We start from the raw sequence: 19,685 nt of genomic DNA, 5'->3' as shown, positions 1-19,685 counted from the left end.
CCCCGCCTCAATCGTTCGAAGGGACCTGCCGGTGGAGATCACTGCCCAACACGTCTGGCTGATGATTTCGGCCGCGATGGTTTTGCTGATGACTCCCGGTCTTGGCCTCTTCTACGGCGGCATGACCCGCGCCAAGGCTGCCCTGAACATGATCATGATGAGTTTCATCTCGGCCGGCATTGTTGGCGTGGTGTGGATCCTCTGGGGCTATTCAATGACCACCGGCGAGGGCATCCTGGGTCTCTTCGGCAATCCGTTCACCAGCTTCGGACTGCAGAACCTGATGGGCTCTCCGGACCTGATCAAGGCCGGCTACAGCGCAACCTTCGCCATCATCACCGTGGCACTGATCAGCGGCGCCATCGCCGACCGCGCCAAGTTCAGCGCCTGGGCACTGTTTGTCCCGGTATGGATCACCCTGGTCTACTGCCCGCTGGCCTTTATGATTTGGGGCGGCGGCCTGATGGGCCCGGACGGCGCCGTGACGGCGGCGTTCGGCCAGGTCATCGACTTTGCCGGTGGCGCAGTGGTGGAGATCAGCTCCGGCACCGCGGCCCTGGTCCTGGCGCTCATTGTTGGCCAGCGCCACGGCTTCGCCAAGGATCCCAACCACCGGCCGCACAACGTGCCCTTCATCATGCTGGGTGCCGCCATCCTGTGGTTTGGCTGGTTCGGCTTCAACGGCGGCGCCGCCACCACGGTGGAGCAGGCAGGCCTGATCTGGATCAACACCCTGGCCACCCCCGCGGCCGCCATGCTCAGCTGGCTGGTGGTGGAGAAGGTCCGCCACGGACACCCCACATCGCTGGGTGCGGCCTCCGGCGTTGTGGCCGGGCTTGTGGCCATCACCCCGTCCTGCGCCAACATCAGCCCGGTGGCCGCCATCGGCCTGGGCCTGGTGGCCGGGGCTGCGTGCGCGGTGTTTGTGGACCTGAAGTACAGGTTTGGCCTGGACGACTCGCTGGATGTTGTGGGCGTCCACCTGGGGGCCGGCCTGGTGGGCACGCTCTCGCTGGGATTCATCGCCCTTCCGGTGGACGGCCAGGGCGGCGGCCTTTTCTACGGCGGCGGCTTCCAGCAGCTCGTAGCGCAGTCCGCGGCCGTGGTGATCACGCTGCTGCTGTCCGGCCTGGGCACACTGGTGATCGGCCGCGTCATCAACAGGACTGTGGGCTTCCGTGTCAGCCACGAGGCGGAAACCGCGGGCGTGGACCTGTCGGAGCACGCAGAGACCGCCTACGCCTTCGGCGAGATGGGGGCCGCTTTCAGCCCGCTGCGGGCCATGCTGCCCGGCACTCCGGCAGCCGAATCAGCCAGTGCTTCAGCCGGCACGCCCGCGCACGACACCCCGGCTCAGGGCAGCCCGGCTCAGGGCAGCCCGGCTCAGGGCAGCAATCCGGAGCTTGTCCGGCAGACCTAGGCCTGAAGGCTCCGATCTGCGGACAAGCCCAGGCTTACCGGCCGGCGCTGGCGGAACAACGCCTGCTCCGGCAACGACGCGACCGACAACCTGCACCCGCACTCAGTCCGCCAGGATCTTGTAAAGCGCGCGGCGGGTCTCATCCATTTTTTCCTGGGCCGCTGCACGCTGTTCAGCCGTGACGCCGCTGCGGAACTGGTGGACGACGGCCATCAGCTTGCCGATGCTCTGGTGGAAGTCCCGGTCCGCATTCTCCGCCCCGGAGTTCCAGGCGTTCTCCATCTCCTCCGCATGCTCGGCCACGTAGGCGCGGCCGGCCTCCGTGAGGGTGAACTCGGTTCCGCGGCCTTCGCTGAGGGCCGCGATCAGGCCTTCATCCACCAGTTGCTGCAGGGTGGGGTAGATGGAGCCGGGGCTGGGCCGCCAGGCACCGTCGGTCTTTTCGGCGATGGTCTTGATCAGGCCGTACCCGTTGGAGGATGCCTCGGCCAGGAGCGAAAGAATAGCGGCCCGGACGTCGCCGCGGCTGGCCCGCCGGGGTCCGCGGCCAAAGCCCGGGCCGAATCCGGGCCCGAAGCCGCCGCCCGCACCCGGGCCGAAGCCGGGTCCGAAGCCGCCGCCGCGGTGGCCATGCGGCCCCCGGCGGCCACGGCCGCGCTCGAATTTGCCCCTACCGAACTCGGGGCCTGCAAAGGTGTTTTCAGAATTGCCGTTCATGGTGGCATGTCCCTTCAAGATAACTAACGCTGATTTCTTCAGCGATAGTTAACGATAGATCGTTAACTATCGCCAAGTCAACAGGTCTGCCGAATCGGCACCTGCGCCGGCCGGACGCTGGATCGGCTGCCCCCTACGGCGTAGTCTGATCCCACCATCAAGCTCGAGGGCTGGCCGATGACAAAGAAGCGGACGTTGACGCGCAGGGTTGCCGCCATCCTGGCGGCCTTCGTGGGATTCCTCACCGTCAGCTGCATTTGCGGGGTGCTGGCCGCCAGCCTCGTGGTACCGGCCGTTGCGGCTGCGGGCATGGGCGTCAGCAACTCCATCGGTTTCTTCGACAGCCTGCCGGCGGAGCTGACGGTGGCACCGCCGTCGCAATCCACCAAGGTCCTCACCTCGGACGGCCAGCCGATCGCCGTCTTCTTCGCCGAAAACCGGGTCCGCGTCCCCCTGGACCAGATGTCCCCGTTCGTCCGGGACGCCATCGTGTCCATCGAGGACAGCAGGTTCTACCAACACGCCGGCGTTGACGTCCAAAGCGTGGTCCGGGCAGTGATGTCCAACCTGACCAAGGGCGGCCAGCAGGGCGCCTCCACCATCACCCAGCAGTACGTCACGAACGTCATCAACGAATCCAGGCTGTCGCAGGACCGCCCGGACGAGGTGATCCTCAGCGGCCAGAAAAACATGGGCGACAAACTTCGCGAAATGAAGCTTGCCATCGCCCTGGAGAAGCAGTTCTCCAAGGACCAGATCCTGGAGGGCTACCTCAACATCGTGTTTTTCAACAGCGATGCCTACGGGATCGAGGCGGCGTCGCGGTATTTCTTCAGCACCACCGCCAAGGACCTCACCCTGCCCCAGGCGGCGCTGCTTGCCGGGCTGGTCAACAGCCCGTCGTACTACAACCCTGCGGTCAACCCGGAGAAGTCCATTGTGCGGCGCAACCAGGTACTGGCGGAGATGCTGCTGCTGGGCAAGATCACGCAGGAACAGCACGACACCGCCGTAGCCACCCCCATTGAACTGGTCCTCAATCCCCAGCGGCAGGGCTGCGCCAACGCAGTCCAGGCGCCGTACTTCTGCGACTACATCTCGCACCTCATCCTGAACAATCCGGCGTACGGGGCCAGCCTGATTGAACGCCAGCGGACGCTGTACCGCGGCGGCCTGACCATCGTCACCACCCTGGACAGCAGGCTGCAGGCGGCGGCGCAGGTCCAGGTGGACAGCTCGGCAGGGGAAAATCCGGACCGGTGGGGCGCAGCGCTGGTGTCCATCCAGCCCGGGACCGGAAAGATCCTGGCCATGGCCCAGAACACGGTGTTCCTGCCGGAGCCCGGCAGGTTCGACACCCAGCTGAACTTCAGCGTCGACGCCAGGGATCCGGACGGGAACGACCTCAACGGGGCCGGCGGGTTCCAGCCGGGATCCACCATGAAACCGTTCACGTTTGCCGAGTGGCTCAACGAGGGCAAGTCCGGCACCGCCGTGGTGGATGCCTCCCGGCGGGTCTACCCCCTTGGCTTCCCTTGGCGGTCCACCTGCGGTCGGGTGCTGGGGGCCTACAGCACGGCGCAGAACAACCCTGAATTTGGGGCCGCGGACGATCTGCAGAACTCCGAACCCGGCTTCTACCGGCCCATGCCCATCAATTACGGGCTGTACAACTCGATCAACACCGCCACCTTCGCCACCGCTGCGCAACTGGATTTCTGCGGCATCCAGAAAATGGTGGACACGGTGGGCCTGCACAGCGGGCTGGACGGCGCCCAGATCAACATGCACCAGCTGGGCAACCTGCTGGGTGCCATCGGGGTCGCGCCGCTGCATCTGGCCAACGCCTTCGCCACGTTCGCCAATGACGGCCGGTACTGCACCCCGGTGGCCCTCCTGGAGGTCCGGGACGCGGCGGGTGGCCAGTTGCCCGTGCAGCCCACGGAGTGCCGGGACGCGGTGAAGCCGGCCGTGGCGCGCGGCGTTAATGCTGTCCTCCAGGATGTGATGAAGATGGGCTCGGGGGTGTGGATCCAGCCCAAGGTCCACACCCGTTTCCCGGTGGCTGCCAAAACCGGGACGTCCAACAACAACGGCTCCACCTGGGTGGTGGGGTACACCACCGGCCTGGCCACGGCGTCCTTCTTCGGCGATGCGCTGGAAGGCCAGAGCCGGCCGGGCCAAAACGTCACCATCAACGGAACCTTCTACCCCAGGCTGGACGGTTACATGATCGCGGGCCCGCAGTGGGCCAACTACATGCTGGCGGTGGCACCGCTGTTCCCCACCGGGGCGTTCCCGGCACCCCCACCTCCCCCACCGCCGCCGGCCACGCCCACGCCCAGCCCCCGCCGCTAGCAGTGCCGCCGGGCCCGGCAGCCGGATGCGCCAGCTGCTCCTGCTGGCAGGATGGGGCGATGCAAACCCTTGAGACCGCCCGGCTGCGGCTGCGCCCGTGGGAGCCTGGCGACGCCGGTTTTGTCCTGGACCTGTATTCGCGCTGGGATGTGCAGCGGTTCATCGGCAGCACGCCGCGGGTGATGGTCGATCCAGCCGAGGCCACCGAACGGATCAACGCGTGGCGCACCATGGACCACCCCGTCCATGGGGTCTGGGCTGTTGAAGTGAAGGAGGCCGGGACCCTGGCGGGCACGCTGCTGCTGAAGTCCATTCCGGCGTCCGGACCGGTCCCCCTGCAGCCGTCCGGAGATACCGAGATCGGCTGGCATTTCCACCCGGACGCCTGGGGCCGGGGCTACGCCACGGAGGCGGCCGCAGCTGTCCTGGCGTACGCCTTCGGGCACGGGCTGCCGGCCGTTGTGGCGGTCACCAACCCGGCCAACGCCGCGTCGCAACGGGTCTGCGCCCGCATCGGGCTGGCGCATCAAGGCCGGACCGACAGGTATTACAACGCCACCTGCGAACTGTTCGGGCTGCAGGCACCCGGCACCGAACGGCCCTGACCGCGTAGCCGCCGGCTCACAGCAGCGGCACTTTGCCGCGGGTCCGACGACGGCGCCGCCATCCGCCGTCGTCCGCCCACCTACGTGGAACCCCGCCGCAGCCGCTGCCACCAGGACCGGGATGGTTGCGGTTCCGGTGGCTGGTCCACGGTCCGGGCGGTACGGCGCTGCCGCCAACGCTCCACTTCCGTCTCCACGTCGCGGGTCATCGTGACCACGGGCGGGCCGCCCTGCAACTGCCGGCGCGCGTCCACCACCCGCCGGTTGAAGTCCAGGACCAGGTCACGGACCTGCTGCTCCGAATACTGGGCATCCAGTTTGGTGTCCAAGTCGGCGTCCTCGCTGCGCAGCACAATGGCCGCCGGCCCCATGCCGCTGATTTTTTCGCGCTCCAGGAGCCCTTTGACCCACCAGTCGGGGTCGTACTGCTCACCCAGCCCCGGGATGGGTTTGCCCGCGTACTTCAGGTTGTCGAACTTGCCCTGCGCCATCGCATCCCGGACCAGATAGTCAGCCCGGGCCGCATCGCCCACCTTGCTGCGCTTCTGGCGTTCGGACTCTTCGCGAGCCGCCAGGGCGGTCTCCTCCGCAGGGGTGATGCCGGCGCCGCGGTAGGAGCGCGCTTCCGCCGCCCGTTCAAGGCGCTTCCGGAATTCCGCTGACCCGTTGCCCATACCTGCACCCCCTGCCTCGATCCGGTTTCCTGCCCTCCAGTATTTCGAAGCAGGCCGCAAGGTTCAACGGCTTGCCGCAGACCGGCCGGGAAAGCGCTTCCCGGCGCCGCTTTTCCTGTGGAATACTCGGTGCCATGCCCAACCACACCAGCAGCCCGGCTGCCCTGCGCGTCGTCCACCAGCCCTGGGAAACCCCGCTGACCGAGCCCGACATGAGCAACACCGAGGACCGGCATAAGCGGTACCGGCTCACCAACCGGCACGTCGAAGTTGATGGCGCACCGGCCATTCCCGTGTCCGGTGAGCTGCACTTCAGCCGGGTCCCCCGCCGGCATTGGGAGGAGCGGTTGCGCCTGATGAAGGCCGGCGGAATCACTGTAGTGGCCACATACGTGTTCTGGATCCATCACGAACCCGACGCGGGCCGGGCTGGCTTCGCGGACAACCTGGACGTGGCGGCGTTTGTAGCCCTATGCGCGGAGGTGGGCCTGGACGTGGTGCTGCGGATCGGCCCGTGGTGCCACGGTGAGGTCCGCAACGGTGGCTTCCCGGACTGGGTACAGGCGGCGGACGTGCAGCACCGCACCGACGATCCCGCCTACCTTGCCCTGGTGGAAGCCTGGTTTGGGCTGCTGGGCCGGGAATTGAGCCCCCTGGTGGGTGCCGGCAGCAACGTGATCGGCATCCAGCTGGAAAACGAACTCTACGACCAGCCCGGTCACCTCATCACCCTGAAACGGCTGGCCCGGGCAGCTGGCTTGTCGGCCCCCATCTGGACCGCCACGGCCTGGGGTGGCGCAGAGCTGCCCGAAGGCGAGGTGCTGCCGCTCTTCGGCGGGTACGGCGACGGTTTCTGGGTGGATGCGGATGCTCCGTGGGATCCCACGTTCCGCGAGCACTTCTTCTTCAGCCATTCCTGGGACGACCCCGGCATCGGCGCCGACCTGCGCGAACACCTGGGCGCCGGTGGTCCGGCCGCCGCTCCCAGGGCTGCGTCGGCGCTTTTCCCGCCCGCCACCTGCGAACTGGCAGGCGGAATGGCCACCGCCTACCAGCGCCGGCCCCGGCCGCAGGGCGCGGATGTGGCGGCTGTGGCGGCCAACAAGATCGGCAACGGCTCCGCCTGGCAGGGCTACTACATGTTTGCCGGCGGCCGGAACCCCGGTGACGGGCTGCAGGAGTCCCAGGCCACCGGTTACCCCAACGACCTGCCGCGTTTCGACTACGATTTCCACGCCCCGATCGGCGCCACCGGCAGGCTGGCCGGCAGTTTTGCCGCGCTGCGCAGGCAGCACGCGTTCCTGGCTGCGTTCGGCGACCGGTTGGCACTGATGCCGTCGTCCCTTCCCGCCGTTATGCCCGCCGGGGTGGACGACTCCGCCACCCTCCGCTGGGCCCTCCGCAGCGACGGCTCCGCCGGCTTTGTTTTTGTTACCTGGCACCAGCCGCACGTCCCGCTGGACACCTGCCGGGGCGCGCAGTTTGAGGTAACGCTCGACGCCGGGACCGTCACCTTTCCGGCGGCGCCAGTGGACATTCCCGCCGGCACCATCGCCTGCTGGCCGGTGAACCTCACGGTGGCCGGCGTGCGGATCGACTGGGCCACAGCTACTCCCCTGACCATCCTGGATCCCGGTTCCACAGTGCCCACCCTGGTGCTGGCCGCCGGGCACGGCATCCCGGTGGACCTGAAGTTCGCGCCGGGAACGACTGTCAGCAGCATCGATCTCCACAACGGCGTCCCTGGCGGCCCGGCCGGGGAGCACCACGCAGGCGGCCTGGCTTCGGGTGCCAGTCTCGCTTCCGACGCCGGTCTTCTTCCCGAGGCCGGTCTTCGTCCCGGTGCTGACGGGGTCTGGCGGGTGTCCCCGGCGGAACCGCAACTTCTCACCGCCGTGAACGGGAGCCGCACGCTGGACATCCTGGTGCTCCCCGCGGAGACCGCGGACCAGGCATGGGTGCTGGCCGGGGAGCTGGTGCTGTCCGACGAGCCGGTGTGGACGGTGCCCGGCGGCTTGGCCGGGCGTTCCCAGAGCCGGCCGTCGCTGCAGCGGTACAGTCCCGACCGGCGCGGATTCGCCGGAGTGGATGTCGCGGTGCCTCTGCCGGCGAAGGCAGAGGTTCCCGGATTCCAGGCCGGCAACGACGCAGTTCCAAGGGTCGTGCCAGCGGTCTTGACCCGGGTTGCAGCGCCGGTACCGGCGTCGTTTGGTTCGGCAGCCAACCGCGCGGCGGCACCGTCGCCGGAGACGATCGCCGAACTGGCCGCGGAGTACTCACTGTCCATCCCGGTGGAGGGGGTGGACGGGCATCACACCGAGCTCGAAATGGAGTGGGCGGGTGATGTTGCCCAGCTCCTGGTGGATGGGGTGCCCGTGGCGGACAGGTTCTGGGACGGTTCGCCCTGGGTCCTGGACCTTGCTGACGCAGGCATCACTCCGGGTTCTGCCGTAACCCTGCAGATCCTTCCGCTTCATGCGGAGGCGCAGGTGGGTTTGCCGGTCGAGGCCCGGGTCCGCCGCGAGGCCACCGACGGTGACCTCGCGGCCCTGGACTCAGTCCGCCTGGTCCACTGGCACCGCTGGCTGGAAGCGGGTGCCGGCCAGTAGCGCCGCGTAGCGGGTGCCGTCCAGTAGCGCCGCGTAGCGGGTGCCGGCCAGTAGCGCCGCGTAGCGGGTGCCGGCCATTAGCTGCGCGTTGCCATGCCAGCGCTCAGCGGTCAGGCGTTTGCGTGTTCGGCAAGGATGGCGTCGATCTGCCCCATGGCCTCGGTCATGCCTTCCTGCATGCCCATCTGGACCATCTGTTCCATCTGCTCTTCCGATTCGAAGGTGGACTGGACGGTCATCCGGGTCCGGTCCCCCAGCGGTTCCAGGGTCACGGTTGCCCGGGTGATACCCATGTCACCGGTGGGGTTTCCGTCTTCATCCGCGAAGCCGTCGTCAAAGGCGAGCCGGGCGGGCGACTCGACGTGCGTGAACTCCCACCAGCCGTGAGCCTTGGTGCCGTCCGGCCCGGTCATATAGTAGTTAGCCTTGCCGCCGGGAACCAGATCAAGCTTTTCGAAGGTGGCAGGCCAGGTGGGCGGTCCCCACCAGCGCTCCAGCTGGCGGGGGTCGGCCCAAAGCTCCCAGACGCGCTCCACACCGGCCTCAAACTCGGCTACCAGCGTGAAGCTTAGGGCTTCCGGATTTTTGGTGGAACTGATGACTGACATGGCATTGCCTTCCTACTCTTCTGCGAGGATGTCCGCGATCCGGGCGGCCCGTTGCCGCCAGACCTGTTCATATTCATCGAGCAGCCACCGGGCTTTCTGCAGGCCTTCATGGTTGCCCCGCACAATCTGCTCCCTTCCGCGCTTCTCCTTGGTCACCAGGGAAGCCCGCTCCAGCACCGCCACATGCTTCTGGACTGCGGCGAAACTCATGGCGTAGAGGGCAGCCAGGCCGGAAACCGAATATTCGGTGACGGTTACCCGCCGCACGATGTCGCGGCGGGTGGAATCGGCGAACGCCTGGAAGAGGCGGTCCAATTCGGTTTCTCGGAGCTGATCTACAACCATTTGGTTGTACGATATTCCTTCTCCCACCCCATGTCAATGGTTTTTTCCACCAAGGCGTGCCGGCGTCCGGTACGTTGAGGGCCATGGGCATCTACCTAGCGGGATCCACTCCGGATCCGGGCAGCTTTCCCGCCGTGTTTGACCACTTTGTCCGCGCACTTCCGCACCACCGGCCAGCCCGGATCGCTTTGGTGCTCCACACAGCGGGCAGGGATCCGGCCGGAGCCCTACCCGCCTATGTTGATCCGCTGGGGGCGCGGATTGCCTGCGAGGTGGTTCCCGTCCTGCTGCGGCAGGACGGGACGGCCGGGGCCGTTCGCCCAGCCAGCCCCACTTCCTTCCACAACGTGGACGCCGTGATGGTGGGCGGCGGACTGACACCCGCCTATCTGGCCGGGCTCAGCGGGTCCGGTGCAGAAATTTCGCGATTGGTGGCCGGCGGTGCGTCCTATCTGGGCTTTTCCGCGGGGGCGATGGTGGCGCCGGGTGCCGCGCTCATCGGCGGCTACCGCATCGACGGCGTCGAGGTCTGCGATGCGGGATGTTCCGAGGGCCTGGACAACGTCGAAGTCCGCGCCGGCTTGGGACTGGCACCGTTCACTGTGGACGTGCACGCCGCCCAGGCAGGTACCGTGAGCCGGGCGGCCGGCGCCGTTGTCGCCGGACTGGTGGACCGGATGGTGGCCATCGACGAGGGTACGGCACTGGTGCTGGCAACAACCGAAAACGCGGATTACGAGGTACTCGGCACCGGACGGTGCTGGGACTTCCGGCGGGAGGACGTGGCGGGCGGGCTGCCCGCACCGGGCGCGGCCGCCGTCGTCAGCCTCCGCGTGGCCGGGCACGGCACCTAACAGCAGCACGGGGCGCGGCCGCCGTCGTCAGCCTTTGCATGGCCGGCAAGATACCTGACAGCAGTAGCCGCCGATACCGAAATATGATCCCAGCACAACCCAGTGCTGCCGGGATCTACTGACGACTAAGTGTCGAAGTGGGTCCGGACGGGACTGCCGGAAAGCTGCTCGATCAGTTCCTTGGCAACATCGCGGAGCTTCCGGTTGCGGTTGCCGGACACTTTGGTGAGGATGGCCATGGCTTCCTCCTGGGAACACCGGTTCTGCGCCATGATCACGCCGCAGGCCAGGTTGATGGCGGTCCTGCTTTCCAGGGCGGCCTCCAGGTCATCGGCCCTGCCCTGCACTGTCCGGAGCCGCACCGACAGCTGCAGGGTGTTGCTGGCTGCAGCCGCGAAGGCCTCTGCTTTTTCGTACACGTCGGGACTGAAGGCGTCTGGCCTTGTGGCGAAGAAGTTCAGCGCTGCACCGGCACCCCCACTGATCTCCAGCGGGACACCAAGGGTGCTGTGGATGTTGACGTCCAGGAGTTTCTGCATATACAAGGGCCAGCGGGCATCCAGGGACACGTCAGCCACCAGGACGGTGGACATTTCCCGCAGCGCCATGATGCAGGGGCCATCGCCCAAGGCCTGCTCCACATGGTCCAGCTCGATGGCGCGGGCGCTGCTGCCGGCAGCCGTGACGGGACGGCGGTGCAACTTCAGGGTGATGGCGCACTCGATGGTGTCCCCGGCCGCCTCCGAGACAGCCGCCGCAGCCATGCCGGCCAGGCCGGAGAGGAATTCGACAGCATCGTCGGCACCCACCAGGATCTCCTGCAATTGCGCTGCGGTCTGGCTATCAATGGAACTCGACATAGAGCCATCCTACTGTCGCCCCGCCCACAGGACGGCGGAACCAGGGCAGCGGACCTGGTGCCCTGGTTGGCGTCACGGGACTGGCCCGCATCCCCAACCCGGGCAGGCCCTGCGCACCCGGTCCACAGTGCTGGTGCCTGCCATCCGTGGACCGCCGCTGGCAACCCTATTTCCTGGCCGCAGCCGCCACCGGGCCCCGTCCGCCCTGGCCGTCCCGCTGGACCTCAACGGGGATGCAGAAGAGGTGCTCATCCTGGATTCAACACCCACTTCGACGAGTGGGCGCGTCCCGGCAACCGCGGCACGCGGAACTGCGGCCACACATGGAGAAGCAGCCGGCTTCGAAGACGAAACCGGCTGCTGCGTCCTGTTGATGGTGCGGGTACTAAGCCCGGGTTTTACGCTTCAGCCAGCCCCAGACGCCAGTGGCGACAAAGAGGACCAGGCCGATGATGGCCAGCCACAACAAGCCCTTGACGACGAACCCGAGGACTGAAAGAACCAGCCAGATAATAAGCAGTGTGATGATAATTCCCATGCCTGAAGCATATGCCTTGGCACCGGGCACCACACCGTCGGCTGATCTCGGGGCCGCCCAACGTGATCAGTCTCACCCGCAACAAACCCCTTTTAGGTTGAGCCGTCAATTCTCGGTTATGCACTATTGAAGAACAGTGCGTAACGCTCCAGCCTGTCCGCGGCAACCCAGGACCGCCGGTGTGTTTGGTCACATCGGCCCCAAAACGGTTGCCATCGGCAAGTTGGGCAGGCACCATTGAAGTATTGGGAACGCGCTTTCCCGCACTTTTGTCCTCACCGTCGAGGACGCGGCCCCGGCCCTGCGCCGAGCCGTCCACCAGCAAGAAATGGAAGTTGAATAATGACGTTCGATGCCACTAACTCCGTGACCCTGAAAATCTGGGACAAGGCTGCCCTGCACCACACCATTGATTCCGCGGTCAGCGACATGTCCGCCCTGCACAACACCACCACCTGCGGCATCGCCGTGACCTGCAGCGGCCCCAACACCTTCACGCTGAGCCTCCGCCACGACGCCAAGGTCCTCGCCTCCGTCTAAGCGGCTACAACGGACCCGGTTGCCACGCAACTGAAGCGGACGACGCCGGCACCTCCTTGGGTTCTAGCGGTCGTTGCAACACCCCTAGATTTTGGGAGTTGCAACGACCGTGCCGTCTTTAATCAGGAAAGCGTCGGGGAAGAGAAAGTACACGCAGGAACAGAAGGACCGCTTCTTTGCTGTTTTCGACCGGGTTGGCTCGGTGGCAGTTGCTGCGGAGGAGCTCGGGTTCAATCAGATGACGTGCTATCAGTGGACCCACAAGGCAGGGATTGGGGCTGGGCGAGAAAAGCACACGCAGGAAAAGAAGGACCTGTTTTTTACTGTTCTGCAACGGGCCGGCAGTGTCACCGCTGCTGCCAGTGAACTCGGGTTGAACCGGAACACTTGCTATCGGTGGATGCAGAAAGCCGGGAGAGCCCGCAAACGCTCTGACCGACCGCAGCGCGAAGACTTCCGCCGCCTCCGGGATGCCGGTATGTCCCGGCGCGAGGCCGCAGCAGCTCTGGGAATCCACCAGACCACAGCTGAGGAGTGGGACGTTGGGATCCGCAAAACCAGGAATGGACGCATCTATCCTGGCGGGCGGTCCGTGGACTACACACGTGAAGTGAGCACAACCACCACCCCGGGCGTCCGGGGCATATCCCTTCCAGGGCTCGACGCTCTGGACAAGACCCTCGACGGGCGGTTCCTGTCGCTGCAGGACCGGGAAAGGATCCGGGACCTCCGCTCCTCCGGGGCATCACTTCGTGCCATCGCGGCCGCACTCGGCCGCTCGCCATCAACGGTCAGCAGGGAGTTCGCCCGCAATAGCCAGCCTGTGATCGGGTACCAACCCTACGCAGCCCACCGCAAAGCTGCCTCCCGCCGGCCAAGACCAAAAGAACGCAAGATCCTGGTCCTGCCCCGGCTGCGTGACCATATCGAAGCGAAACTGCTCCTGCGATTGTCGCCGGAACAAATCAGCAAGACTTTGATCAGGGACTTTCCCGATGATCAGGAGATGCGCGTGACCCACGAGACGATCTACCAGGCGCTTTACCTTCAGGGCCGGGGCGGGCTGCGTAGAGAACTCGCGACCGCCCTGCGGACCGGCCGGGCTCGCCGGAAGCCTCACAGAAACGGCGACGAGCGACGGCCTCGGTTCGTCGATCCCATGGTGATGATCTCCGAACGGCCTCCCGAAATCGAGGACCGGGCAGTGCCCGGACATTGGGAAGGGGACTTAATCACCGGGGCGCTGAACCAGTCAGCGATCGGAACCCTGGTCGAACGCTCCACCCGCTACGTCATGCTGGTCCACCTGCCAACCGATCACACCGCGGAATCCGTCAGGGACGGACTCATCGCCACGATGTCCACCCTGCCGGCCCACCTCCGCGGATCCCTGACCTGGGACCAGGGCGTGGAAATGGCAGCCCACAAATCCTTCACTCTCGCCACAGACATACAGGTCTACTTCTGCGATCCAGCAAGCCCCTGGCAACGCGGCTCCAACGAGAACACCAACGGGCTGCTCCGGCAATACTTCCCCAAAGGCACCGATCTCTCTGTCTACGGACCCGAAGACCTCGAGCACGTCGCCCAGGAACTCAACGCCCGCCCACGCAAAACGCTCGGCTGGGATACCCCTGCCGAGCGCCTGCGTGATCTACTAACAACCACCTAGCCACCAACGGTGTTGCAACGACCCCTAGAAACCGCCCTCCCGGCGTCGTCCGCTTTCCTTTTTCGCCGCCGGGCTGCGTCCGCACCGCCGGGCCGCAGCCCCGCCGTCGTTGCCTCTGGTCCGGGCCGAAGCTGCAGCAGTAGAGTCGATGGCACCAGACTCGGGGGGTCACGATGAAAAACCAGCCACACCGGGCCGGAACCGGACCCGCGGACGCGCTGAAGCTGTTCCCCGCGCCACCGGCGCTTGCCCCGGCGGCTCTTGTGGCGGCGTCGGGCTTCCTGCTGCTTGTCCGGGAGGACCGCCCTTTTGGATTTTTGCTGCTCGGGGCGGCGCTGATCACCGCAGGATTCCTTAGCCGCCGCCTTTTGGTTGACCTGGCCCTCGTTGCGTTCGGGCTTACTGCCATGAGCCTGGTCCCGATCACCACGGACATCAGCACCGCGCACATGATGGTGATGGGCACGGCAATGGTCCTGGCCGTTGGCGTCCCCTATGCGGTCTCACGTTTTGTCACCCGCGAGCACGCCATCCGCTTTCCGGTCCGGACCGGGAAGCCCTGGACGCGGGCGGAGAAGTGGTATCTCCCGGCGGTCCTGGTGATCGGCTACGCCCTGATGCCCATGTACATGGTGCGGACCGGCGTCTACGCCAACTGGCCTGCGGTGAGCGACCCCGAGGGCATCGGCCGGCTGTTCCTGGGCACCAACGTGCTGGGAATCTGGGACGAGCTGTTTTTCATCTGCACGGTGTTCACCCTGCTGCGCCGCCATCTTCCGGACTGGCAGGCCAACCTGCTGCAGGCGGTCCTCTTTACGTCGTTCCTCTGGGAACTGGGATTCCACGCGTGGGCACCGTTTTTCATCTTCCCGTTCGCCCTGCTGCAGGCCCGCCTGTTCACCATCACCCGGTCTTTGTCCTACATTGTCAGCGTCCACCTCCTGTTCGACTTTGTGCTCTTCCTGGTCCTGATCCACGCGCACAACCGCGAGTGGATCAACATCTTCATCTACTGACCCCTGCAACGTGATGGGCGTCACGCAAATAAATGCGTGACGAACCGGGCCCGGGCTGCGTCTCTATCTGTGAAGGCGCAAACAGCCTCCCCGACGAACCTCAGGAGTGACACGATGACCACGCAGCCGCAGACCCCTTCCGACGTACAGAAGAAGACCACCGCACCGGGCCATGAGCTCGCAGCAGGCGAAGGCCACGACGGCCGCGGCAAGACCACCGTGGCGGACGGCGTTGTTGCCAAGATCGCCGGCATCGCCATCCAGGAGATCGAAGGCGTCCACGCACTGGGCGGCGGGGCAGCCCGCGCCTTGGGCAACCTCCGGGAGAAGGTGGGCCAGAAGGACCTCACCCAGGGCGTAACCGTAGAGGTGGGCCAGACCCAGGTTGCCGTGGACGTCACCCTGGTGGTGGAGTACCCCCACCCGCTGCAGCAGGTTGCCGACCGCGCCCGCGACGCTGTTTACACCGCCGTCGAGGACCTGGTGGGCATGGAAGTCACCGAAGTGAACATCACCATCACCGACATCCACGTAGCCTCCGAGGCGGACAACACCGACGACGACGACGCCCCGCGTGAGCCGAGGGTGGCATGACCCCGGTGGTGGCCGGCGCAGCCGCCGGCGCCGTCCTGGCGTACGTCGCCCTTGCCTTCGGGTTCTGGGGCTTCCTGCTGACGGCCTTGTTTATGGGAATCGGTGCGGTCCTGGGCCGCTCCGCCGAGGGCAAGCTTGATCTGGGCGGGGTGCTGGACGCGCTGCGTGGCCGGCGCTCCTCCTCATGACCCGCGCAGGCCACACCAGGATTGCCCCCGCCGCGCTGAAGCACACTGTGGAAGCTGTGGCAGCCGGAGCGTTCGGGGTGCCCCCCGGGCAGGTGGCGGCAGCGCTGGACGACGACGCGGGCAAGCTGGGCGTGGCTCTGACTGTCCGGCTGCCAGCGCCGGCCCTGCTGGAGCGGGGCCTTGAGGCAACCCACCGGCATTCGGCCTTTGAACAGGCGCACATTGCCCGGCTCAAGGTCTCGGTTGCCTGCCGGCAGATCACCGGGATGGAGCTGGGCCGGATCAACATCCGGCTGGCGGCCGCCAAGCGCCGGCAGGTCCCGGACTCCAGGGTGGACAGCGGCTCCGCAGCACCCGGATCGGGGTCCCGCAGCGCTGACGACACGGCTGTCGACACCGATCTACTCGAGAGGAGGTAACCATGGGACAGGCCCGAACCAACAAACGGATCGTCCGGCGGGAGACGCATTCATCGCGCGCCCGGCTGTCAGTGGCCGCGGCCCTGCTGGCCCTGTGCTTCTTTGCCTGGCTCGCCGCCGAAAGCGTCCTCTCGCTGTTAGGGCAGGACGCCCTCCTGGCCAGCCCCGGCCAGCTGGCGGCGCAGGTGGTTGCCCTTCCGCAGGCTGTCCTGCCGGGCGCCTTGGCTGCGGCCGGCGTGGCGGTGGCCCTGCTGGGGCTGCTGGTCCTGCTCGCCGCCGTCAAGGGCGGCCGGCGCCCACGCCGTTCCATGGACAGTGACCGGGTTGCCCTGGTGGTGGACGATTCGGCCATTGCCGCAGCCGTTTCCCGGAAGGTGCGCCTGGCGGCGAACCTGGCCCCGGAGCAGGTGACCACCACGGTAGGCAAGCGCTCCCTCCGCGTCCTGGTACGGCCGACGTCGGGCGTTGCCATTGACCGCGAGACCCTCACCTCCGCCGCCGTCAGCGAAGTGTCCTCCTACGGGCTCACCAGGAACCTGCGCACCGACGTGCGCGTCTCACCGGAAGGGGTGACGGGCCGATGAACCGCACCAACAGGGCCTTGAACCGGCTCCTGCTCGCACTTGCGGGAATACTGCTGGCCGCCGTCGGCATCCTAACGGCCGGCGCCGCACTGAACCCCCTCGTCAGGGACGGCTGGACCCGCTATACCGGCGCGGCCGTTGACAGGTGGCAAGCCATCCAGGCCTCGGCGCCCCTGCAGGATCCGCTTGGCAGTTGGTGGACCGTGGCCCTCGTGGCCGCGCTGGTGCTCCTGGCAGTGCTGTGCATCGTGTGGATGACGCGGCAGGGCGGCGGCAGGAGCCGAACCGGCGCGGAGGACAGCGACACCGAGCTCGGGAACACCGCCGTCGACATCTCCTATCTGGAGGCTGCCCTGGATGCGGCACTGGCCGGCAGCAACTCCATCGTCGGAAGTTCTGTCACCGCGTGGCGGGGATCCGGCCGGGGCCAGAGCGGCCTCCGGCTGATCCTCCAGACACGGCGCGGAGCCTCCCCCAGGGACGTGGCCGATACCGCCGAAGCCCTGGTCCGCTCAATTGACGGGCTGTTGGGCCATCGCACCACCGTTCTGGTCCGAATAGCCACTGGAACAAGGACCAAACTGGCCGGCGCCCTTCGCACCGACTGATCCTCTGCACCCACTGATCAGCCCCACAGTAAACCAAGGAAAGGAACATCATCATGGGAATTGATAACAGGCTCACCAATGCAGCAACCAACCACCTCGGTGCCGCCAAGGAAGGCCTCGGCAGGCGGACCGGGGACCGGGAACTGGAACGCGAGGGCCAGGGCGACCAGGCGCAGGCCAAGATCCAGGATGCGGGCGAAAAAGTGAAGGACGCCGCGAAGGACATCGGCGGAAACCTCAAGGACGCAGCAGCAAAGATCAAAGAAGGCTTCGCCAAGCACTAGGCCCCTCGAGCGGCGGGTCCGCGGGGCATTCCGTGGGCCCGCCTGCCGTTGTTCCGGCGTTCGCGCCAAGAGTGAAAGCAGAATCAGGTGACAGATCCCTTGGTGCCGGATCGGCTGGATTTGGTCCCCGACGCCCTCCTGGTGAGCCGGGCAGCCGACGGCGACACCGCCGCGTTCGAAACCCTGGCCCGCCGGTACGGTCCGCTGATGCGGGCCTGCGCGCGGAGGCTGACTGGATCGTATGCCGATGCCGACGACGTGGTGCAGGAAGCCTTGGTCCAGGCCTGGAAGCAACTCGATACGCTCCGCGAACCCGGCGCCGTCAAGAGTTGGCTCCTGCGCCTGACCGGCAGCCGCAGCATCGACTTCCTGCGGCGGCGGCGGAACCATGCGGGCTTCGGTGACATCGACGAGGTCAGCGGCAAAGGGGACGTGGGCTCCCCGGAGGCCGGCCCCGAGGCCAAGGCGGTCCAAGGGTCCAGCATTGAGTCGCTGAAGGCGGCGCTGGCGCGGCTTCCCGAAGAGCAGCGCCGTTGTTGGGTCCTCAAGGAATTCAACGGCCAGAGCTACGACCAGATTGCCCAAACACTGAACATCAGCACAGCCAGCGTCCGTGGCAGGCTTGCCCGGGCACGGATTACGCTGGTCCGTGAAATGGAGGAGTGGCGATGAGCATGCCCAACGACAACTTGGAGTGCGGGCACACCCTCGAGGAGCTGAGCCTGTACCTGGATACGGGCGAGTTTGCCGATCCGCGGCACCTGGAGACCTGCCCCGACTGCCGCAATGGCTTGGACTCCCTGCGGCGGCTCACGGCTGCCGGCAGTGAACTGCTGAGCAACGACCTGGCGGCGGCCGGCAGCGGCAACGACCCGTGGATGAAGAACATCCTGGCCAGCCTGAAGCTGGAACTGCGGCCGGGCAGGGATATCCCGCTCCGCTCCGATGACCCGGCGGACCGGCTGACGGAAACTGAGGGGTCCGTGTTCGCCCTGATCCGGTCCGTGGCGGACGCGACTCCCGGGGCCGTGGCTGGAAAGGTGCGCCTGCACGGCGATGTGACAGTGCCGGGCGAACCGATCACTGTCAGCGTTGATCTTGCCGTGGCATTCGGGCATCCCTTCATGCGCAGCGCAGCGGCCCTCCGGCTGGACCTGGCCAAGGCCCTGGCGCGGCACACGGAGCTGAACATCGCCGGGATCGACATCACCATCACCGACGTTATTGACCCGTCCGCGGCACAGGCCCCGGACCCCGCCCCGCAGGAGGAATCATGAGCACTCCCGTACAGCCGTCCGCTGCCGATGGCCTTCCAGGTCAGCGCACAACTTCCGACGTGCAGCTGCCCGTGGACCTGCGGCGGGTCATCCTTGCGGTGCCAGGGGTGACCGAGGTCTTCCCGTCGCGGCCCCTGTGGCAGCGGCTGCCGGCGCGGGCCGCGGCGCTGATCACCAGCGATGAGCCGCAGGACCAGGACCTGCCCTTGGTGGAAAAGCGTTCCGATGGCGGTCCCACGGAGGTTTCCGTGCGGATTGGCGTCAGTGCGGGAAAGTCCGGGGCGCCAGGGCTGTCTGGGGTGCCGGGGACGCCGGGGACACTCGGGACGCCGGACGTTGCCCGGGCGGTGGCGGCCGCTGTACGGAACCATTTTTCTCCTGAGCAGGTGGTGGCCAGGGTCTCCGTGGTGCGGATCGCCGGCGACTTCCTGACAGGCGGTTAGTACCCAACCTTTTAGGCGAGTACGACGGCGGTGCATGGGGTGCGGCGCCGGCGTTCTCCTTTGGTGTTGGCCGGCCTTATGCCGGCTGGGTTTTGTGGCTGATCAGATTGTCGTACCCCTTCCCTATGCTGGGGTTATGGACGGCGAAGAGGCTCCAGGGACGGACGGCAGGAACCCGGTTCCGCCTGCGTGCGGGGCTGTTTCCGGGGCCGCTGTTGAGGCTGGTGACAGGCTTGATTCGCTGGCCGTTCCTGCCCCCGGCCAAATTGTCGTACCCCCTGCTTATGCTGGTTTTATGGACGGCAACGAAGCTCCAGAGACGGACGGCAGGAACCCGGTTCCGCCTGCTTCCGGGGCTGCCGCGCCGTCCGGGGCCGCTGTTGAGGCCGGTGACAGGCTTGATTCGCTGGCCGTTCCTGCCCCCGGCCAAATTGTCGTACCCCCTGCATATGCTGGTTTTATGGACGGCAAG

Annotated in this window: 24 protein-coding genes; 17 read left to right on the top strand and 7 right to left on the bottom strand. The window is 66.7% G+C overall.

Translation table 11 applies throughout. The annotated features are described in order from the left end of the window. Positions 1-31 precede the first annotated feature (31 nt). Entirely contained in the window at positions 32-1,420 is a 1,389-nt protein-coding gene (locus tag ASF72_RS18425; protein ID WP_235504791.1) for an ammonium transporter, read from the top strand. Positions 1,421-1,522: 102 nt separating this feature from the next. Here the strand turns inward: ASF72_RS18425 and ASF72_RS18420 are convergent, their stop codons facing one another. Continuing rightward, complete coding sequence (locus ASF72_RS18420; protein ID WP_056601260.1) at positions 1,523-2,137, bottom strand: PadR family transcriptional regulator; 615 nt, start codon at positions 2,135-2,137, stop codon at positions 1,523-1,525. A gap of 177 nt (positions 2,138-2,314) precedes the next feature. On the opposite strand from ASF72_RS18420, the gene ASF72_RS18415 reads away from it, so the two are divergent. Beyond that, positions 2,315-4,495 carry a transglycosylase domain-containing protein gene (locus tag ASF72_RS18415; RefSeq protein ID WP_056601258.1) on the top strand — a complete coding sequence of 727 codons (2,181 nt, stop codon included), beginning with the start codon at positions 2,315-2,317 and terminating at the stop codon, positions 4,493-4,495. Positions 4,496-4,554: 59 nt separating this feature from the next. Continuing rightward, positions 4,555-5,100: a GNAT family N-acetyltransferase gene (locus ASF72_RS18410; protein WP_056601257.1), complete on the top strand. Its 546-nt coding sequence runs from the start codon at positions 4,555-4,557 to the stop codon at positions 5,098-5,100. A gap of 80 nt (positions 5,101-5,180) precedes the next feature. Here ASF72_RS18410 and ASF72_RS18405 read toward each other — a convergent pair whose 3' ends face one another. After that, entirely contained in the window at positions 5,181-5,774 is a 594-nt protein-coding gene (locus ASF72_RS18405) for a J-domain-containing protein (RefSeq protein ID WP_056601256.1), read from the bottom strand. A gap of 134 nt (positions 5,775-5,908) precedes the next feature. On the opposite strand from ASF72_RS18405, the gene ASF72_RS18400 reads away from it, so the two are divergent. Continuing rightward, positions 5,909-8,383 (top strand): beta-galactosidase, encoded by a 2,475-nt coding sequence (locus tag ASF72_RS18400; protein ID WP_056601254.1) that lies wholly within the window; start codon positions 5,909-5,911, stop codon positions 8,381-8,383. A gap of 110 nt (positions 8,384-8,493) precedes the next feature. Here ASF72_RS18400 and ASF72_RS18395 read toward each other — a convergent pair whose 3' ends face one another. Together ASF72_RS18395 and ASF72_RS18390 are read right to left on the bottom strand one after the other, a co-directional pair. Beyond that, positions 8,494-8,991: an SRPBCC family protein gene (locus ASF72_RS18395; protein WP_056601250.1), complete on the bottom strand. Its 498-nt coding sequence runs from the start codon at positions 8,989-8,991 to the stop codon at positions 8,494-8,496. A gap of 12 nt (positions 8,992-9,003) precedes the next feature. After that, positions 9,004-9,336, bottom strand: a complete 333-nt coding sequence (locus ASF72_RS18390) for an ArsR/SmtB family transcription factor (RefSeq protein ID WP_050685076.1) — start codon at positions 9,334-9,336, stop codon at positions 9,004-9,006. An 83-nt stretch (positions 9,337-9,419) separates the two neighbouring features. Here ASF72_RS18390 and ASF72_RS18385 point away from each other — a divergent pair, with 83 nt between their 5' ends. Then, the gene (locus ASF72_RS18385) at positions 9,420-10,190 is read left to right on the top strand and encodes a Type 1 glutamine amidotransferase-like domain-containing protein (protein ID WP_056601247.1); all 771 of its coding nucleotides are present in this window, start codon (positions 9,420-9,422) and stop codon (positions 10,188-10,190) included. A 125-nt stretch (positions 10,191-10,315) separates the two neighbouring features. Here ASF72_RS18385 and ASF72_RS18380 read toward each other — a convergent pair whose 3' ends face one another. Further along, a complete protein-coding gene (locus ASF72_RS18380; RefSeq protein ID WP_050685074.1) occupies positions 10,316-11,050 on the bottom strand; it encodes a GAF and ANTAR domain-containing protein in 735 nt (244 codons plus the stop codon). 385 nt (positions 11,051-11,435) lie between these two features. Beyond that, positions 11,436-11,588 carry a hypothetical protein gene (locus tag ASF72_RS20735; RefSeq protein WP_164468857.1) on the bottom strand — a complete coding sequence of 51 codons (153 nt, stop codon included), beginning with the start codon at positions 11,586-11,588 and terminating at the stop codon, positions 11,436-11,438. Positions 11,589-11,930: 342 nt separating this feature from the next. Here ASF72_RS20735 and ASF72_RS18375 point away from each other — a divergent pair, with 342 nt between their 5' ends. Continuing rightward, entirely contained in the window at positions 11,931-12,128 is a 198-nt protein-coding gene (locus tag ASF72_RS18375; protein WP_050685073.1) for a hypothetical protein, read from the top strand. Between the two features lie 118 nt (positions 12,129-12,246). Here ASF72_RS18375 and ASF72_RS20520 read toward each other — a convergent pair whose 3' ends face one another. After that, complete coding sequence (locus tag ASF72_RS20520; protein ID WP_157371076.1) at positions 12,247-12,645, bottom strand: hypothetical protein; 399 nt, start codon at positions 12,643-12,645, stop codon at positions 12,247-12,249. Between ASF72_RS20520 and ASF72_RS18370 the strand changes: the two genes are divergently transcribed. The 11 genes from ASF72_RS18370 to ASF72_RS18320 all read left to right on the top strand — a co-directional run bounded on the left by ASF72_RS18370 (position 12,607) and on the right by ASF72_RS18320 (position 19,213). After that, positions 12,607-13,800 carry an IS30 family transposase gene (locus ASF72_RS18370; RefSeq protein ID WP_235504790.1) on the top strand — a complete coding sequence of 398 codons (1,194 nt, stop codon included), beginning with the start codon at positions 12,607-12,609 and terminating at the stop codon, positions 13,798-13,800. The two genes, ASF72_RS20520 and ASF72_RS18370, sit on opposite strands and share 39 nt — an antisense overlap. A gap of 173 nt (positions 13,801-13,973) precedes the next feature. Next, a complete protein-coding gene (locus ASF72_RS18365) occupies positions 13,974-14,816 on the top strand; it encodes a CPBP family intramembrane metalloprotease (protein ID WP_235504789.1) in 843 nt (280 codons plus the stop codon). Between the two features lie 114 nt (positions 14,817-14,930). Continuing rightward, positions 14,931-15,410: an Asp23/Gls24 family envelope stress response protein gene (locus tag ASF72_RS18360; RefSeq protein ID WP_050687939.1), complete on the top strand. Its 480-nt coding sequence runs from the start codon at positions 14,931-14,933 to the stop codon at positions 15,408-15,410. Then, a complete protein-coding gene (locus tag ASF72_RS18355; protein ID WP_050687940.1) occupies positions 15,407-15,598 on the top strand; it encodes a DUF2273 domain-containing protein in 192 nt (63 codons plus the stop codon). Before ASF72_RS18360 ends, ASF72_RS18355 begins: the two co-directional genes overlap by 4 nt. After that, a complete protein-coding gene (locus tag ASF72_RS18350; RefSeq protein WP_197273625.1) occupies positions 15,595-16,017 on the top strand; it encodes a hypothetical protein in 423 nt (140 codons plus the stop codon). Before ASF72_RS18355 ends, ASF72_RS18350 begins: the two co-directional genes overlap by 4 nt. Positions 16,018-16,019: 2 nt before the next feature. Beyond that, the gene (locus ASF72_RS18345) at positions 16,020-16,601 is read left to right on the top strand and encodes a hypothetical protein (RefSeq protein WP_056601244.1); all 582 of its coding nucleotides are present in this window, start codon (positions 16,020-16,022) and stop codon (positions 16,599-16,601) included. Beyond that, positions 16,598-17,209, top strand: a complete 612-nt coding sequence (locus tag ASF72_RS18340) for a hypothetical protein (protein ID WP_056601242.1) — start codon at positions 16,598-16,600, stop codon at positions 17,207-17,209. Before ASF72_RS18345 ends, ASF72_RS18340 begins: the two co-directional genes overlap by 4 nt. Before the next feature lie 53 nt (positions 17,210-17,262). Next, entirely contained in the window at positions 17,263-17,493 is a 231-nt protein-coding gene (locus ASF72_RS18335) for a CsbD family protein (protein WP_056601239.1), read from the top strand. A gap of 87 nt (positions 17,494-17,580) precedes the next feature. Further along, positions 17,581-18,165, top strand: a complete 585-nt coding sequence (locus tag ASF72_RS18330) for an RNA polymerase sigma factor (protein ID WP_235504788.1) — start codon at positions 17,581-17,583, stop codon at positions 18,163-18,165. Next, complete coding sequence (locus tag ASF72_RS18325; protein ID WP_056601236.1) at positions 18,162-18,770, top strand: hypothetical protein; 609 nt, start codon at positions 18,162-18,164, stop codon at positions 18,768-18,770. The genes ASF72_RS18330 and ASF72_RS18325 overlap by 4 nt, the downstream gene beginning before the upstream one ends. Beyond that, complete coding sequence (locus tag ASF72_RS18320) at positions 18,767-19,213, top strand: hypothetical protein (RefSeq protein WP_056601234.1); 447 nt, start codon at positions 18,767-18,769, stop codon at positions 19,211-19,213. The genes ASF72_RS18325 and ASF72_RS18320 overlap by 4 nt, the downstream gene beginning before the upstream one ends. The last annotated feature ends 472 nt before the right edge of the window (positions 19,214-19,685 follow it).

Origin of the sequence: Arthrobacter sp. Leaf141 (assembly GCF_001424565.1) — a bacterium.
In the GTDB taxonomy this organism is placed as follows: Bacteria; Actinomycetota; Actinomycetes; order Actinomycetales; family Micrococcaceae; genus Arthrobacter.
Note: the sequence above shows the minus strand (reverse complement) of the source record. Positions and strands in the feature narration are given on the sequence as shown.